The following is a 16,159-nucleotide window of genomic DNA, read 5'->3' on the forward strand; positions in this document are numbered from 1 at the left end:
GGGTCCAGCCACACGCCCCGGTCTTGATTCGCCCGCACATGCCGGGTCTGCAGGGATTCGGTGTGCGCGCGTTCCCGGGCCGCGTGTGCCCGGGTGCGGAACTTCCCCGCTGGCAGCACCGTCGCCGGTCCCGCCACGGCCGCGTCGAACCGGGCCCAGCTGTCCGGGTCGTCGGCGGGCAGGGACCCGGCCAGCCCCGCGGTGGTGGCCGCGTTGCGGTCATCCACGTCCCCGGCCACAAACGCCGCCCACACGGTCGGGCAGCGTTCCTGCAGCAGTTCCGCGTCGGCGGCACGGGAGCGCACCAGGGTTTCGGACAGGTGGGTGCGCACGGCGAGGTCGCAGACCGCGGCGCGCACCGCCATCCCGCCGTTCCGCGCGGACTTGCGCGATGCTCCGGTCGCGGGGGTCGACCCAGCCCGGGTCGAGGGTCGGGTCGGGTCCGCACCACGGGTCCGGGCACGCGGCCGCGTCGGCGAGCACCCGCGCGAACAGTCCCCACTGCCGGGCGGCCAGCCGCCGCATCCCGGCCGTGACCTCACCGACATCCTCCACGGCGACATCGTGCGCGGCACCGGAGGTGAAGATGTCCCCACCCCACCCCGGCTCCGGCGCCTCACCGGGAACGAGCATGTCGTTCTCGTCGACGCACAGCTCCGGATCGAACCCCTCAGAGTCCAGCACCGGCGCCGACGAAACCTTCATACCCTCACTGTAGGAGTCACCTCCGACATTCGAACCGGGCTCTGAAGGGCAGTGGTCGAGTCTCGACATCCATGGCTCCGCGATCGTAATCGGCTCCATGGACATCCGAACCGCGTCGCTAGACTCGTCCACGGACCGACGACGCTCCGAGATCCACCTCTCTCACACCCAAGGAGTCATCCGTGGCACTTATCGAGGCTGTCAACGCGCGCGAGATCCTGGACTCACGCGGCAACCCGACCGTCGAGGTGGAGGTGCTCCTCGATGACGGCGTCGTCCAGCGCGCGGCCGTTCCCTCGGGCGCGTCGACCGGCGCCTTCGAGGCCTACGAGCTGCGCGACGGCGACAAGAGCCGCTACGGCGGCAAGGGAGTGCTCAAGGCCGTCGCCGCCGTGGTCGACGAGCTCGGCCCCGCGATCGAGGGGGAGGACGCGACCGACCAGCGCCTCATCGACTCGATCCTCATCGACACCGACGGCACCGAGAACAAGTCGCGCACCGGCGCCAACGCGATCCTCGGCGTGAGCCTGGCCGTCGCCAAGGCCGCCGCCGACAGCGCCGACCTGCCGCTGTTCCGCTACCTCGGCGGCCCCAACGCGCACATCCTTCCCGTCCCGCTGTTCAACGTCATCAACGGCGGCGAGCACGCCGACAACGGCATCGACATGCAGGAGTTCTTCCTCGCGCCCATCGGCGCGGGAAGCTTCGCCGAGGCGCTGCGGTGGGGCGCCGAGACGTACCACGTCCTGAAGGGCGAGCTCAAGGCCGCCGGCTTCTCGACGGGCCTCGGCGACGAAGGCGGCTTCGCCCCCGATCTGCCCAGCAACCGCGAGGGCCTCGACTTCCTCGTGAAGGCGATCGAGAAGGCCGGCTTCACCCCCGGCAGCGACATCGCGCTGGGTCTGGATGCCGCGGCCACCGAGTTCTTCAACGACGGTGTGTACCGCCTCGACCAGAAGGACTGGAGTGGCCCCGAGCTCATCGAGTACTACGCCGGACTCGTCGACGCCTACCCGATCGTCACGATCGAGGACGCCCTCGCCGAGGACGACTGGGACAACTGGAAGCTGCTCACCGACAAGCTCGGCTCGAAGATCCAGCTCGTCGGCGACGACCTGTTCGTCACGAACCCCGAGCGCCTCGCCGAGGGAATCCAGCGCGGCGTCGCCAACTCGCTCCTGGTGAAGGTGAACCAGATCGGCACCCTCTCCGAGACCCTCGATGCCGTCGAGCTCGCGCACCGCTCCGGCTACACGACGATGTTCTCGCACCGCTCCGGCGAGACCGAGGACACCACGATCGCCGACCTCGTGGTCGCCGTGAACTCGGGTCAGATCAAGTCCGGCGCGCCCGCGCGCAGCGAGCGCGTCGCGAAATACAATCAGCTTCTGCGCATCGAAGACGAGCTGGGCGACGCGGCGGAGTTCATCGGCCGCGCGGCGTTCCCGCGCTTCAAGGGCTGAGACCGCCCGGCGCACCGGCCGACACACGAGAGGGGGAGTCGAGATGACGAGTTCGGCTCCCCCTTCTCGTCCGCGCGGCAGGGATGACGCATCCCGCCGTCCTGTCGACGTGCGAGGCTGGCTCGCGGGATCCCGCATCTCGGGCTTCACCGTCATCATGCTGGGCCTCGTCGTGCTCGCGGTGTTCGTGCTCGTTCCGACGATCGGCACCTATGTCGGGCAGCGCCAGCAGATCGCCGCGCTGCACCACGCCGTGCAGCTCACGAAGGACGAGGTGGCGGTGCTCGAGCGACAGCGGGAGCGGTGGAGCGACCCGGCGTACATCACGACGCAGGCGCGCGAGCGGCTCTACTATGTGCGGCCCGGCGAGATCCCGTACCTCGTCGACGACGACCTCGACGCGTCGGACGTCCCACGGGAGAAGGCCCGCGTGAGCGACGAGGTGGAGGCGACGCACACCGACTGGATGTCGCAGCTCGTGCGCTCGGTCGCACAGGCGGGGCTCGCCCGCACCGCGACGGGACCGGCCGATCCCGTGTCGCCGAAGCCGTCGCCCTCGGCGACGCGCTGATCCGCAGCATCCGGCCGGCGGCCTCTCCGCAGCAGCCGGCGGCCACTTCCGCCCGGGAACCGGCCGATCTGCATCACCGGATCCGGCATCCGCCGATCAGCACCGTCCCAGCACCCGCCCGCTAGCCTTGACCGCGTGACGACCCCGCCGTTCCCGCCCGTGACCGACGCCGACCTCGCGGTGCTGCGCACCCAGCTCGGCCGCCCGGCTCGCGGCGTCGTCGGCATCGCCGCCCGCTGCGTGTGCGGCAATCCCACCGTCGTCGCCACGTCTCCGCGTCTTCCCGACGGCACGCCGTTCCCGACGTTCTACTACCTCACGCATCCCGCCGCGACCGCCGCGATGTCGCGCCTCGAAGCGGATCAGGCGATGCGCGAGCTGCAGGACGAGCTTCAGTCCGATGAGCAGTTGCAGGCCGCCTACCGGCGCGCCCACGAGGCTTACCTCGCCGACCGCGCCGCCTTCGGCGACGTGTCGGAGATCGACGGCATCTCCGCCGGCGGCATGCCGGTGCGCGTGAAGTGCCTGCACGCCCTCGCCGGTCACGCGCTCGCCGCCGGTCCGGGCGTGAACCCGATCGGCGACGCCGCGCTCGAACGGTCCGACTGGTCGCCCGCCCGCTGCGCGTGTGTGGAGCCGGGCCCGCTGCTCGGCACCGGGGAGCCCGGATGAGGCGCGCGGCCGTCGCCCTGCTCGCCGCAGCGATCGCCGTGCTCGCCTGCACGGGTGCGGCGGCGGTGCCCGAACCCGAGCCGACCGGCGATCCTGTGCGGTCGCAGGAGTACTGGCTCGCCGGCAACGGCGTCGAGAAGGCGTGGAAGACCACGAAGGGCGATGGCGTGCGGATCGCCGTCATCGACACCGGAATCGGTCACGCCCCCGAGCTCGACCCCGCCGTCGTGGGCGGAACCGACGTCTCGGGCGCCGGTCGCCCCGATGGCCGCACGCCGGTCGGTGCCGTCGACGCGAACCACGGCAGCTGGGTCGCTTCGCTCGCCGCCGCCCGCGGCACTGGGAAGGACACCGGGATGATCGGCGTCGCGCCCGAGGCCAACCTCCTGTCGATCTCGATCGGTTTCCCCGACGCCAGCCCGCCGGTACCGTTCGTGAAGCAGGTCGCGAAGGCCATGCGCTGGGCGGTCGACCACGGCGCCGACATCATCAACCTCTCGTTCACCACGAACGCGCTCGACTGGGACGCCAGCTGGGACGACGCGTTCCTGTACGCCTACCAGCACGATGTCGTCGTCGTGGTCGCGGCCGGCAACCGGGGGAACGGCACCGAGCGGGTCGGTGCTCCCGCCACGATCCCCGGCGTGCTCACCGTGGCGGGCGTCGACCCGTCGGGACACGCCAGCGTCGAAGCCTCGACGCAGGGCATCACGATCGGCGTGGCGGCGCCGAGCGAAGAGCTTCTCGGCGTCTCGGCCGACGGCGAGGTGATCGTGTGGGACGGCACGAGCGGTGCCGCGCCGATCGTCTCGGGCATCGCGGCGCTCGTCCGTGCGGCGCATCCCGAACTCGACGCGGCCAACGTCATCGAGCGCATCATCAAGACCGCGAAGCCGGCGCCCGGCGTGACGCAGGTGCCGAGCCCCCTGTACGGCTACGGGATCGTGGATGCTGCGGCCGCCGTGTCGGCGAAGGTTCCGACGGTGTCGCAGAACCCGATGGGCGACCTCAAGGAATGGGTGCGCCTGTACCGGCGGGCGCCGGCGCAGCAGCAGCCGACCCCCACCGAGAAGCCCGTCGAGGTGTCGCCGCTGCCGCCCGCCGACACAGTCACGCGGGCCGGATCGCCGCTGCTGCCGAGCCGCGAGCGGGTGCTGTACGGCTCGCTCCCGCTCATGGCCGCGACGCTGCCCGCTATACTGGTGGGGCTCGGCGTCACCGCAGCTGCCCGACGCATCCGATCGGCGCGCGCACCTCGCACGCCTCGCCGTTAGATTCCCTAGGAGTTCTCCCCACCGTGAACACCGCTGTGACCACCGTGCCCAAGATCCTCGTCGTCGGCGGTGGATACGCCGGCTTCTACACCGCCTGGAAGCTCGAGAAGCACCTGCGACGGGGCGAGGCCGAGGTCACCATGGTCGACCCGCTGCCCTACATGACCTACCAGCCGTTCCTGCCCGAGGTCGCCGCCGGATCGGTCGAGCCGCGTCACGCCGTGGTCGCGCACCGCCGCCACCTCAAGCGGACGACGGTGATCACGGCGAAGGTCACCGGGATCGACCACGCGAACAAGACCGCGACGATCACCGGCCCCGACGGGCAGAGCTGGCAGCACCCGTACGACCAGATCGTCGTGACCGCGGGTGCCGTCTCGCGCACGTTCCCGATCCCCGGCATCGCCGACAACGCGATCGGCCTGAAGACGATCGAAGAGGCCGTCGCGGTGCGCGACCGCCTGATGAGCAACTTCGACCGTGCCGCGGCGATGCCGGCCGGTCCCGCCCGCGACCGCCTCCTCACCGTCATCGTCGTCGGCGGCGGCTTCGCCGGCATCGAGGCGTTCGCCGAGCTGCGCTCACTGGCCTCCGCCCTGCTGAAGGACTACCCGCAGCTCACGTTCGACGACACGCACTTCCACCTCATCGAGGCGATGGGCCGCATCATGCCCGAGGTGTCGCTGCCCACGAGCGAATGGGTGCTCAAGGACCTCGCCAAGCGCGGCGCGTACGTGCACCTCGACACGCAGGTCACGAGCGCCGTGGACGGCAACGTCGAGCTGTCGACCGGCGAGACGATCCCGTCCGACCTCATCGTCTGGACCGCGGGCGTCATGGCGAACCCGACGGTGGTGCGCGGCGGCGACCTTCCCGTAGAGGAGCGCGGACGCATCCGCACCCGTGCCGACCTGCGCGTGGGAACCGCGGAGGAGCCCGTCGAGGGCGCCTGGGCCGCGGGCGACGTCTCGGCCGTTCCGGATCTCAGCGGCGGCGGCGTCGGCGGGTACTGCGTGCCGAACGCCCAGCACGCCGTGCGTCAGGCGAAGCTGCTCGCGAAGAACCTCGTCGCCGTGCTGCGCGGTGAGCTACCCAAGGACTACTTCCACAAGAACCTCGGCGCCGTGGCGGGCCTCGGCCTCTACGACGGCGTGTTCCAGTCGGGCAAGTTCGCGCTGAAGGGCTTCGTCGCCTGGGTCGCGCACCGTGGATACCACGGCCTGGCGATGCCGACGTGGGAGCGCAAGTGGCGCGTGCTGTGGGGCTGGTGGAACAACTTCTGGCTCGGCCGCGACATCGTGAGCCTCGAGGCCGTGCAGGCCCCGCGCGCCGCGTTCGAGCAGTTCGCCGCGCGTCCGCGACCGCCGCAGCCGGCCGAGGCAGCGCCCAAGCCCATCGAGACGCGCGCCGGCGACGTCGAGAAGAAGCCCGCGGCGAAGAAGCCCGTCGCCAAGAAGGCTTCCGCTTCGGCCTGATCGCCGTCTGCCACGAGACCCTCGCACCATCCGGTGCGAGGGTCTCGTGCGTGCCGCGGCGGTGCCCGGGCCGGTAGCCTGGCTGCAGGCCCCCGTAGCCCAATCGGCAGAGGCAGGCGACTTAAAATCGCTTCAGTGTCAGTTCGAGTCTGACCGGGGGTACGCCGCGGACGCGCCTCCCGTCTCGCCTCGCGGACCCCGCCGCGACGCCGCGCGGATCCGTCGAGCAGAGCCCGCGGCGCGCTCTATGCTGGACGAGTCGTCGATGCGCGAAGGAGCCCGAACCGATGAGCCTCGACATCCTCGCCGCTCGGCCGTACGCCGGCGCGGCCCCGTGGACCGACCCTGCCGCGTACTGGTCGGCGATGACGGATGCCGTGGCCGACGTCTCCGGACCGGTCGCCGCCGTGAACCTCCAGGCGCTGCGCCACAACGCGCTCGACATGGTGGTGCGGGCGGGCGGCGTGCCGATCCGCGTCGCGAGCAAATCGGTGCGCGTGCGAGAGATCGTCGACGCCACGCTGGCGATGGCCGGCTACCACGGTGTCCTCGCGTTCACGCTGCCCGAGGCCCTGTGGCTGGCCGCACACGGTCTCGATGACATCGTCGTCGGCTACCCGACCGCGGATCGTGCAGCGATCGCCGCGCTCGCGTCCGATGCCGACGCCGCCGCGCGCATCACGCTCATGGTGGACTCGACCGCGCAGCTCGATCTCATCGACGCCGTGGCGGCGCCCGGCTCACGCGCGCCCCTGCGGCTGTGCATCGACGCCGACGCCTCCTGGCGGGCGCCGGGCTTCGGCCATGTGGGAGTTCGCCGGTCGCCGGTCCACGAGGTCGCCGAGGTCACAGCGCTCGCGCGGCGGATCGCCGCACGCGACGGCTTCAGCCTCGTCGGCCTCATGATGTACGAGGCCCAGATCGCCGGTCAGCCCGACCACGACGGCGCCTCGGATCCGGTTATCCGCTGGATGCAGCGCCGCTCGGCCGACGAGCTGCTCGCGCGACGGGGCGCGATCGTCGCCGCGCTCCGCGAGGTCACGGCGCTGGAATTCGTCAACGGCGGCGGCACAGGCTCGCTCGAGCTCACGGCATCCGATCAGTCCGTGACCGAGATCACCGCCGGAAGCGGCCTGCTCGCCGGCCACCTGTTCGACCGCTACCGCGCCTTCCATCCCGCGCCTGCGGCGGCATTCTCTCTCGAGGTCGTGCGCAAGCCCGCCGACGACATCGCCACCGTGCTCGGCGGGGGATGGATCGCCTCGGGGCCGCCGCTCGCCTCGCGTCAGCCGCTGCCGGTCTGGCCCGCGGGGCTGAAGACGCTCGGCCGGGAGGGCGCCGGCGAGGTGCAGACCCCGCTCCAGGGAGAGAGCGCGCGCGGGCTCCGGGTGGGCGACCGCGTGTGGTTCCGGCACGCCAAGAGCGGGGAGCTCGCCGAGCGCGTCGACGCCTACCGGCTGATCGACGGAGGGCGGATCATCGGCGAGGCGCCGACGTACCGCGGCGAGGGGAAGGCGTTCCTGTGACACGTCCCGGCGGAGAATGGCGCAACTGGGGCCGGTCGGCGAAGGCCCACCCGCAGCGGGTCGAGTTCCCCTCGAGCACCGAGGCAGTGCGCCGCGCCGTGCAGTCCGCGGCGCGTCGCGGTCTGCCGGTGAAGGCCGTGGGAGCCGGCCACAGCTTCACCGGCATCGCCGTCGCACCGGGAGTGCTCCTCGACCTGTGCGACCTCACCGGGGTCGTGCGCGTCGACCGCGAACGTGGCCGCGTGACGCTGCGCGCCGGCACCCGGCTGCACCAGATCCCCGCGCTGCTGAAGCCCTACGGCCTGGCGATGGAGAACCTGGGCGACATCGACCGGCAGTCGATCTCGGGAGCGATCTCGACCGGAACGCACGGCACCGGCGTGCGGTTCGGCGGCCTCGCGACACAGGTGGTGGGCGCTGTGCTCGTCACCGCCGACGGCGAGCTGCTGACGGTCGACGAGGAGCAGAACAACGAGCTTCTCCCAGCCGTCGCACTGGGACTCGGCGCGCTCGGCATCCTCGTCGAGGTCACGCTCCAGTGCGTGCCGTCGTTCATCCTGCACGCCGTCGATGAGCCGGGGCCGCTCGAAGCGACGCTCGACGGGCTGCACGAGCGCGCGGCGGCGGCCGATCACTTCGAGTTCTACTGGTTCCCGCACACCGACATCGGCCTCACCAAAACCAACACCCGGCTCCCCGGCGACGCCCCACGCCACCCGCTGCCCGCCGTCGGCCGGTGGATCGACGAGGAGTTCCTCTCGAACGGCGTCTACCGGGCGGTCTGCGCGGCGGGCACCGCCGTGCCCGCCATCATCCCGGCGTTCTCGCGGCTCGCGGTCAAGCTCACCGGCGACCGCGAGTACACGGAATGGTCGAACCGGGTGTTCACGCAGAACCGCGGAGTGAGGTTCCGGGAGATGGAGTACGGGCTCCCCGTCGAGAACCTGCGACCGGCGTTCGATGCGCTGCGCGCGCTCATCGACGAGCGGGGCTGGCGCATCTCGTTCCCGGTGGAGGTGCGCTTCGCGGCGGCAGACGATGTGTGGATGTCGACGGCGCACGGCCGCGCCACCGGATACATCGCCGTGCACCGCTACTGGCGTGAGAACCCGACCGAGTACTTCGAGGCTGTCGAGCAGATCATGCTGGGCTTCGGCGGCCGCCCGCACTGGGGGAAGATGCACACACTGGATGCGCCGGCCCTGCGGGAACGGTATCCGCGCTTCGATGACTTCGTCGCGCTGCGCGACCGGCTCGATCCCGACCGGATGTTCCAGAACGCGTATCTGCGCCGCGTCCTCGGTGAGTAAGGCCTGGGAGAACAACCCCTTCCCACGGCCGTCGGAATGCTCGCCATTAGGATGGGGGCAGATCGAACGGAGTCGCGCGCAATGGAATGGTTGATCCCGGTCCTCATCGTGGTCGCAGTGATCCTCATCGTGGGGATCTATCTGTGGGCCACGTACAACTCGCTGGTGCAGCTCAACGTGCGCGTCGACGAGGCGTGGAGCGACATCACGGTGCAGCTGAAGCGGCGCGCCGACCTGCTGCCGAACCTCATCGAGGCGGTCAAGGGCTATGCCGCCCACGAGAAGGCCGTCTTCGAGAACGTCACGCAGGCGCGCGCCGAGACGCTGAACGCCGGCGGTCCTGCCGCGGCCGGTGTCGCCGAGGGACACATGCAGCAGGCGCTGAAGTCGCTGTTCGCGGTGGCCGAGGCGTACCCGCAGCTCCAGGCCAGCCAGAACTTCCTGCAACTGCAGCACAACATCGTCGACACCGAGGACAAGATCCAGGCGTCGCGCCGCTTCTACAACGGCGGAGTCCGCGAGCTGAACACCAAGATCAAGGTGTTCCCGAACAACCTGTTCGCGCGAAACCTCGGCTTCCACGAGCGGGAGTTCTTCGAGGTCGTCGACGGCGCCGCCATCGCGGAGCCGCCGCGCGTGCAGTTTTGACACGTGGCGCGGGGGAGCGCTGAGCGGTGTACTCGGCGATCGCGCGCAACAAGCGCAACACGTGGTTCATCCTCATCGCGTTCGTGCTCCTGCTCGGTGCGCTGGGCGCGCTCGCGGGTTGGCTCGCCGGGCACAACTGGTGGATCACCGCATTCATCCTCGTCTTCGCCGGCGGCTACGCCACGGTGCAGTACTTCTGCGCCGACCGTGAGGCGCTCGCCCTGTCGGGCGCGTTCGAGGTGACGAAGGAGTCGGCGCCCCGGTACTACCGGATCGTCGAGAACCTCTGCATCACGACCGGCACGCCGATGCCGCGGCTGTACGTCGTCGAGGACCCGGCGCCCAACGCGTTCGCGACCGGCCGGGATCCCGACAAGGCGGCGATCACCGTGACGACGGGGCTGTTCGAGATCATGACCGACCGCGAGCTCGAGGGGGTCCTCGGCCACGAGCTGGGCCACATCCGCAACTACGACATCCGCGTCTCGATGCTCGTGTTCGGGCTGGTGGTCGCGATCGGGATCATCGCCGACGTCATGCTGAGGGTCGCGTTCTTCGGCGGCGGACGCCGTTCGAACGGCAACGGGGGACAGGCGCAGCTCGTGTTCCTCCTGTTCGGCGTCGTGGCCGCGATCGTCGCGCCGCTTCTGGCCGGCGTCGTGCAGGCGGCGATCTCGCGGCAGCGCGAATACCTCGCCGACGCGACGAGCGCCATGACGACCCGCGACCCCGACGGACTCGCGTCGGCCCTCGGCAAGCTCGCCGAGTACGGCCGTCCGCTGCAGAAGGCGAACACGTCGATGGCGCACCTGTGGATCGCCGATCCGCTGCGGCCGGGCGCCGTGGCCCGGATGTTCGCGACGCATCCGCCGCTGCCCGACCGCATCGCGCGCCTGCACAGGATGGGCGGCGAGTTCTGAGCGACACGCGCACCGGGCGCGTCCGGTTGCGGCCCTAGACTGGCCGAGTGGCAGAGACCGACGGCAAGCCCCGCACGTCGTGGCGTGACGCCCTGACGCAGCGCACGGTGGACACCCGGATCGGCGCAACGGTCCCGCGGGGTCTGCGCGTCGCCACCGCCTACTCATGGCGGCTCCTCGTCGTCGCGGGAGCTGTGGCGCTGGCGATCTGGCTCATCATGCAGCTGAAGCTCCTCGTCATCCCGCTTTTGGTGGCGATCCTCATCACGGCGCTCCTGTGGCCGGTGTTCTCCTGGATGCTGTCGCACCGGGTGCCGCGGTGGCTGTCCATCGTGATCTCGGTCATCGGCACGCTCGTGATCGTGACAGGGCTGCTGTGGCTCGCGATCTGGCAGATCACACTTCAGGCGCATTCGGTGCGCGAGCGCACCGTCGCCGGCGTCGCGCAGCTGCGGCAGTACCTCATCGACGGCCCGCTGCAGCTCACCCCGACGCAGATCGACGGGTTCCTCGGTCAGGCGTGGTCGGTCCTGCAGGAGCAGGCGTCGCTGCTGTGGACGGGCGCCCTCGCGATCGGCAGCACGGTCGGCCACATCGCGACCGGAGCGCTTCTCGCGCTGTTCATCCTGCTCTGCCTGCTCGCCGACGGCGGCGGCATCTGGCGGTGGACGGTGCGCCTGTTCCCGCGCACGGCACGCCCCGCCGTCGACGGCGCGGGCCGCACCGGCTGGAGCACCGTGGTGAACTACGCGCGGACGCAGCTGCTCGTGGCGACGATCGACGCCGTCGGCATCGGCCTCGGCGCGTTCCTCCTCGGCGTGCCGCTGGCCGTCCCCGTCGGCGTGCTCGTCTTCCTCGGCTCCTTCGTCCCGATCGTGGGCGCCGTCGTCACCGGCGCCGTCGCCGTCTTCCTCGCGCTGGTCTACAACGGCTGGTGGATCGCCCTGTGGATGCTCGTCGTCGTCCTCGGCGTGCAGCAGCTCGAGGGACACATCCTCCAGCCGCTGCTCATGGGCTCCGCCGTCAAGGTGCACCCCCTCGCCGTCGTGCTCGTCGTCGCCGGCGGCGCGATGATCGCCGGGATCCCCGGCGCCCTGTTCGCGGTGCCGCTGGCCGCCTTCGTCAACGTCGTCGCCGTCTACCTGAGCCGGCGCGGCTGGGAGGACGCAGGCCAGTTCCACGCGCCCGACCTCATCTGGAACACGGTGCCCCGCACCAGGAAGAGCGGTGCATGAGCGCTCCCACCCTCGCCGACTTCGACGACGCCGCGGCGACGCTGAGGGGGGTGATCACCGCGACCCCGATCGACCAGTCGCTGTACCTCTCCGATCTGCTCGGCGTGCCGGTGCACCTCAAGCTCGAGAACCTGCAGCGCACCGGGTCGTTCAAGATCCGCGGAGCGACGTACCGGCTGTCGCGCCTCACCGACGCCGAGCGTGCGCGGGGGGTCGTCGCCGCTTCCGCGGGCAACCACGCCCAGGGCGTCGCGCTGGCGGCGCAGGAGCTCGGCATCCACGCGACGATCTACATGCCGCTCGGCGTTCCGGTGCCGAAGCTCCTCGCCACGCGCGGTTACGGCGCCGACGTCGTGCTCGAGGGCGAGACCGTCGAGACGCCGCTGCGCCTGGCGGCGGAGTTCGCCGAGCGCACGGGCGCCGTGCTCATCCACCCCTTCGACCACCGGGATGTGATCGTCGGGCAGGGGACCCTCGGGCTCGAGCTGTGGGATGCGATCCCCGACCTCGACACGGTGATCGTCGGGATCGGCGGGGGAGGGCTCATCGCCGGCGTCGCTGCGGCCGTCAAGGCACGGGCCGCCGCGGCCGGACGCACGGTGCGGGTGATCGGCGTGCAGGCGGAGAACTCCGCGGCGTATCCCACGTCGCTCGCCGCCGGAGAGCCGCTGCAGGTGCCGACGGCTCCCACGATCGCCGACGGCATCGCGGTGGCGCGACCCGGCGACGAGCCGTTCGCGATCATCCGGGAGCTCGTCGACGAGGTCGTCACGGTGACCGAGGACGACATCGCGCGGGCCCTGCTGGTGCTGCTCGAGCGCGCGAAGCAGGTCGTCGAGCCGGCCGGCGCCGTGGGCGTCGCGGCCATCCTCGCCGGCAAGATCCGGCCCACCGGCACGACGGCGACCATCCTCTCGGGCGGCAACATCGACCCGCTGCTGCTGCAGCGCGTCGTGGCGCACGGGCTCGCGGCATCCGATCGGTACATGACGCTGCGCATCCCGCTGCCCGACCGGCCGGGTCAGCTCGCGCGCGTGTCCGAGCTGCTCGCGCAGGCGGGGGCCAACGTCATCGAGGTGCTGCACACGCGGCACGGTCAGGGCATGCAGATCAGTGAGGTGATCCTGCAGCTCAGCGTCGAGACCCGCGGCGCCGAGCACCGGGCCCTCGTGATCGAGACGCTGCACACCGCCGGGTTCGACCCGATCGTCGTCGAGGACTGATCCGGCCGCGGCCGGCTACTGGCCGTTGTACGTCTCGACCTTGACGATCTCGACGGCGATCTCACGCCCGTTCGGCGCCGTGTAGGAGGTCTTGTCGCCTTCCTTGAGGCCCATGATGGCGGTGCCCAGGGGCGACGCTTCGCTGTAGACGTCGAGCTCGCTGTCGGCGGCGATCTCGCGGTTCCCGAGCAGGAAGACCTCCTCGCCGCCCGCGACGACCGCGGTCACGACGGTGCCCGACTCGACGGTGCCGTTGCTCTCGGGCGCGTCGCCGACGACGGCGTTCTTCAGCAGCGACTGCAGAGTGCGGATGCGCGCCTCCTGCTTGCCCTGCTCGTCCTTCGCGGCGTGGTAGCCGCCGTTCTCCTTGAGGTCGCCCTCTTCGCGTGCCGCTTCGATGCGCTTCGCGATCTCCTCACGGCCCGTGGTCGAGAGGTGTTCGAGCTCGGCGGCGAGGCGGTCGTACGCCTCCTGGGTGAGGAAGGTCACCTGAGCGTCTGAAGACACGTCTTCTCCTTCGGTCGATGCACTTGTCTGTGCAGGGATGGATGCGTTCTCTGACTCCGCATCCGCGGTCGATGCAGATGCCAAGACGCCCCGGCACCGGGCCAGGGCGTCTGAGATCCGGCCCAGCCTATGCCACCCAGCAGGTGTTCACCAAACCGTTCGTCGCCTCGGCGACGGTGGGGATCGTCTCGGAGTACGCCTGCATGTGGTCGGTGGAGGGGGGAAGTTTGACGACCTTCCAGCCGACGATCCCGTGCTCCGGATCGTCGGCCTCCAGTACGCAGACGACCTCGGATCCGACGGGGGCGGTGAGCTGGAACTGCACCTGGACGGACCGATGGTCGATGACCTTGTACCCGGTGCCGACGGCGTCGACGTTCCCGGAGGTGGCGAACGCCGACCACGCGAGGAACGCCACGGCGGCGAGCCCGGCCACCCCGACGCCGACCCACATCCACACGCGTCCGCGGGCGGCGTGGGTGCGACCGTAGCGGTCGTCGAGCATCTCCTGGGTTGTCATGCGGGCTCCGTCGGGGGAATAGGCTTGATCCAAGGCTATGCGCTCCCGCGCGGAATGAGGAAAGATGCACGCTGCGATCGCCGCTCTCGCGGTCCTCGCCGACGCCACCCCCAGCCCCACTCCGACGAGCCCGCCGGCCGAGACCGTGACGCCCGGGACGTGGGGATTCGTGGCGATCGCCGTCCTGGCCGTCGCCGTCGTGCTGCTGCTGTGGGACATGATGCGCCGCATCCGCCGGGCCCGCTATCGCGCGCAGGTGCAGGAGGAGCTCGACGCGGAGCAGCGCGAGGCCGAGCAGGCCGCGGACGCCACCGCGACCGATGCCCAGGACGTCGACGCCGCCGACGACGAGGACCGTCGCGACTGACGTCAGCCCGCGTGGTACGCGGGCGCCAGCGAGATCAGCAGGCAGGCGGTCCAGTGGCACAGGAACGCCAGGACCGTGCACACGTGGAAGATCTCGTGGAAGCCGAAGCGATGCGGCCAGGGATTGGGCTTCTTGAGGGCGTACACGACGGCGCCGAGGGTGTACAGCACGCCGCCGACGATCACCAGGACCATCATCGGGACGCTCGCCTGGAACAGCGGCACGATGTACATGACCGCCGCCCAGCCCAGCACGAGGTAGAGCGCGACGTAGAGCCAGCGCGGCGCATTGATCCAGAACACCCGGAAGAGGATGCCGAGGATGGCCCCGGCCCAGACCAGGGAGAGCAGCAGGACCGTCTGGGGCGTCGGCAGGGCGAGCACCGCGAGCGGAGTGTACGTGCCCGCGATCAGCAGCAGGATGTTGGCGTGGTCGATGCGCTTGAGCACCGCTTTCGTGCGGGGCTTCCAGTTGAAGCGGTGATACAGCGCGGAATTGCCGAACAGCAGCAGCGACGTGATCATGAAGACCGTGGCGGCCCACTTCGCCGGTGTGCCGTGTGCGAGAACGATCAGCACGATGCCCGCGGCGATCGCGACGGGGAACGTGCCGGCGTGGATCCAGCCGCGCCACGTCGGCTTGATGTCCACGGCGGCATCGTGCGCCGCCGCCTCCAGGAGGGGCAGCTGCGGCATGTCGGCGCCGGTGTCGGCGGGCACCTGCGACTCGGGCTCGGGACGTCGGGAACGGCGGCTCACCCTCCTGAGCCTAAGGCGCCTCGCATGCCGTGGGTCGTACATAGGGTTCGCATGGCATGAAGCGGTAGCGTGGGATGGTGATGTCCACGCGGCCGAATCAGGGGCAGGGTCCCCTCTATCGGCTCTACATCGGCCGGCTCCGCCGCCAGATCGCCCCGGAATCAGTGCCGCACCACGTGGCGATGATGATCGACGGCAACCGGCGCTGGGCGCGTCAGCTCGGCTACGCGACGGCCGCGGAGGGCCACCGCGCGGGCGCCGCGAAGATGCGCGAGTTCCTGGAGTGGTGCGACCGGGTCGGCGTGAAGGTCGTCTCGCTCTACCTGCTCTCGCTCGACAACCTCCGCAAGCGGCCGCCGCTGGAGCTGTCAGATCTCATCGAGATCATCGCGGAGCTCGCCGAGAACCTTTCGCACGTGCGGGACTGGCGCGTGCAGCACGTGGGGCGCAGCGACGGTCTCCCGCCGGCCCTCGCCCGCGTGCTCGCCGACGCCCAGGCCCGCACCGCGCAGAACACCGGGCTGCATGTGAACCTCGCGGTCGGCTACGGCGGGCGCGGTGAGATCGTCGACGCGGTGCGCAGCATCATCGCACAGCACGACTCCAGCGGCGGCACGCTCGAGGAGCTCGCGGCCAGCCTCACGCCCGAGCAGATCGGCGAGCACCTCTACACCGGCGGCCAGCCCGACCCGGACCTCGTGATCCGTACATCGGGCGAGCAGCGGCTGAGCGACTTCCTGCTGTGGCAGTCGGCGCACAGCGAGTTCTATTTCGTCGAGGCCCTCGGTCCCGACCTGCGCGAGGTGGACTTCCTCCGCGCGATCCGGGATTACGCCGACCGCGACCGGCGCTACGGCGGGTAGCCGCTCGGTCCCACGGCGAGGTTCTCCTTCGTCGAGGCGCTCGGCCCGGACCTGCGCGAGGTGGACTTCCTCCGCGCGATCCGGGACTACGCCGATCGTGACCGGCGCTACGGCGGGTGACG

General features: G+C 70.8%; 16 protein-coding genes, 1 tRNA gene and 1 pseudogene. 14 read left to right on the forward strand and 4 right to left on the reverse strand.

Annotation, left to right across the window (positions count from 1 at the left end; genetic code table 11):
- Positions 1–365: pseudogene (locus tag AC3RX1_RS04695) on the reverse strand (HNH endonuclease signature motif containing protein); the annotation flags it as partial.
- A 522-nt stretch (positions 366–887) separates the two neighbouring features.
- Here AC3RX1_RS04695 and eno point away from each other — a divergent pair.
- The 12 genes from eno to ilvA all read left to right on the forward strand — a co-directional run bounded on the left by eno (position 888) and on the right by ilvA (position 13,022).
- Positions 888–2,168 carry a phosphopyruvate hydratase gene (eno, locus tag AC3RX1_RS04700; RefSeq protein WP_491500095.1) on the forward strand — a complete coding sequence of 427 codons (1,281 nt, stop codon included), beginning with the start codon at positions 888–890 and terminating at the stop codon, positions 2,166–2,168.
- A 43-nt stretch (positions 2,169–2,211) separates the two neighbouring features.
- The gene (locus AC3RX1_RS04705; RefSeq protein ID WP_491500096.1) at positions 2,212–2,739 is read left to right on the forward strand and encodes an FtsB family cell division protein; all 528 of its coding nucleotides are present in this window, start codon (positions 2,212–2,214) and stop codon (positions 2,737–2,739) included.
- Between the two features lie 135 nt (positions 2,740–2,874).
- Positions 2,875–3,411 (forward strand): DUF501 domain-containing protein, encoded by a 537-nt coding sequence (locus AC3RX1_RS04710; RefSeq protein WP_491500097.1) that lies wholly within the window; start codon positions 2,875–2,877, stop codon positions 3,409–3,411.
- Positions 3,408–4,685 (forward strand): S8 family serine peptidase, encoded by a 1,278-nt coding sequence (locus AC3RX1_RS04715; protein WP_491500098.1) that lies wholly within the window; start codon positions 3,408–3,410, stop codon positions 4,683–4,685. Before AC3RX1_RS04710 ends, AC3RX1_RS04715 begins: the two co-directional genes overlap by 4 nt.
- Positions 4,686–4,729: 44 nt before the next feature.
- Positions 4,730–6,160 (forward strand): NAD(P)/FAD-dependent oxidoreductase, encoded by a 1,431-nt coding sequence (locus tag AC3RX1_RS04720; RefSeq protein WP_491500541.1) that lies wholly within the window; start codon positions 4,730–4,732, stop codon positions 6,158–6,160.
- 88 nt (positions 6,161–6,248) lie between these two features.
- Positions 6,249–6,322: transfer RNA gene (locus AC3RX1_RS04725), tRNA-Leu, on the forward strand.
- Positions 6,323–6,447: 125 nt separating this feature from the next.
- Positions 6,448–7,686 (forward strand): alanine racemase, encoded by a 1,239-nt coding sequence (locus tag AC3RX1_RS04730; protein ID WP_491500099.1) that lies wholly within the window; start codon positions 6,448–6,450, stop codon positions 7,684–7,686.
- A complete protein-coding gene (locus tag AC3RX1_RS04735; RefSeq protein ID WP_491500100.1) occupies positions 7,683–8,996 on the forward strand; it encodes a D-arabinono-1,4-lactone oxidase in 1,314 nt (437 codons plus the stop codon). The genes AC3RX1_RS04730 and AC3RX1_RS04735 overlap by 4 nt, the downstream gene beginning before the upstream one ends.
- An 81-nt stretch (positions 8,997–9,077) precedes the next feature.
- Positions 9,078–9,644, forward strand: a complete 567-nt coding sequence (locus AC3RX1_RS04740) for a LemA family protein (RefSeq protein WP_491500101.1) — start codon at positions 9,078–9,080, stop codon at positions 9,642–9,644.
- Between the two features lie 26 nt (positions 9,645–9,670).
- A complete protein-coding gene (locus AC3RX1_RS04745) occupies positions 9,671–10,564 on the forward strand; it encodes a M48 family metallopeptidase (RefSeq protein WP_491500102.1) in 894 nt (297 codons plus the stop codon).
- A gap of 47 nt (positions 10,565–10,611) precedes the next feature.
- A complete protein-coding gene (locus AC3RX1_RS04750) occupies positions 10,612–11,799 on the forward strand; it encodes an AI-2E family transporter (RefSeq protein ID WP_491500103.1) in 1,188 nt (395 codons plus the stop codon).
- Positions 11,796–13,022 carry a threonine ammonia-lyase gene (ilvA, locus tag AC3RX1_RS04755; protein ID WP_491500104.1) on the forward strand — a complete coding sequence of 409 codons (1,227 nt, stop codon included), beginning with the start codon at positions 11,796–11,798 and terminating at the stop codon, positions 13,020–13,022. The genes AC3RX1_RS04750 and ilvA overlap by 4 nt, the downstream gene beginning before the upstream one ends.
- A gap of 15 nt (positions 13,023–13,037) precedes the next feature.
- Here ilvA and greA read toward each other — a convergent pair whose 3' ends face one another.
- Positions 13,038–13,529, reverse strand: a complete 492-nt coding sequence (gene greA, locus AC3RX1_RS04760; protein WP_491500105.1) for a transcription elongation factor GreA — start codon at positions 13,527–13,529, stop codon at positions 13,038–13,040.
- A gap of 127 nt (positions 13,530–13,656) precedes the next feature.
- The gene (locus tag AC3RX1_RS04765) at positions 13,657–14,049 is read right to left on the reverse strand and encodes a DUF4307 domain-containing protein (RefSeq protein ID WP_491500106.1); all 393 of its coding nucleotides are present in this window, start codon (positions 14,047–14,049) and stop codon (positions 13,657–13,659) included.
- 64 nt (positions 14,050–14,113) lie between these two features.
- Between AC3RX1_RS04765 and AC3RX1_RS04770 the strand changes: the two genes are divergently transcribed.
- Positions 14,114–14,416: a DUF4381 family protein gene (locus AC3RX1_RS04770; RefSeq protein WP_491500107.1), complete on the forward strand. Its 303-nt coding sequence runs from the start codon at positions 14,114–14,116 to the stop codon at positions 14,414–14,416.
- 2 nt (positions 14,417–14,418) lie between these two features.
- Here AC3RX1_RS04770 and trhA read toward each other — a convergent pair whose 3' ends face one another.
- Complete coding sequence (trhA, locus tag AC3RX1_RS04775; RefSeq protein WP_491500542.1) at positions 14,419–15,111, reverse strand: PAQR family membrane homeostasis protein TrhA; 693 nt, start codon at positions 15,109–15,111, stop codon at positions 14,419–14,421.
- A gap of 143 nt (positions 15,112–15,254) precedes the next feature.
- On the opposite strand from trhA, the gene AC3RX1_RS04780 reads away from it, so the two are divergent.
- Complete coding sequence (locus tag AC3RX1_RS04780; protein WP_491500543.1) at positions 15,255–16,037, forward strand: isoprenyl transferase; 783 nt, start codon at positions 15,255–15,257, stop codon at positions 16,035–16,037.
- The last annotated feature ends 122 nt before the right edge of the window (positions 16,038–16,159 follow it).

It is taken from the genome of Microbacterium altimontanum, assembly GCF_058349865.2.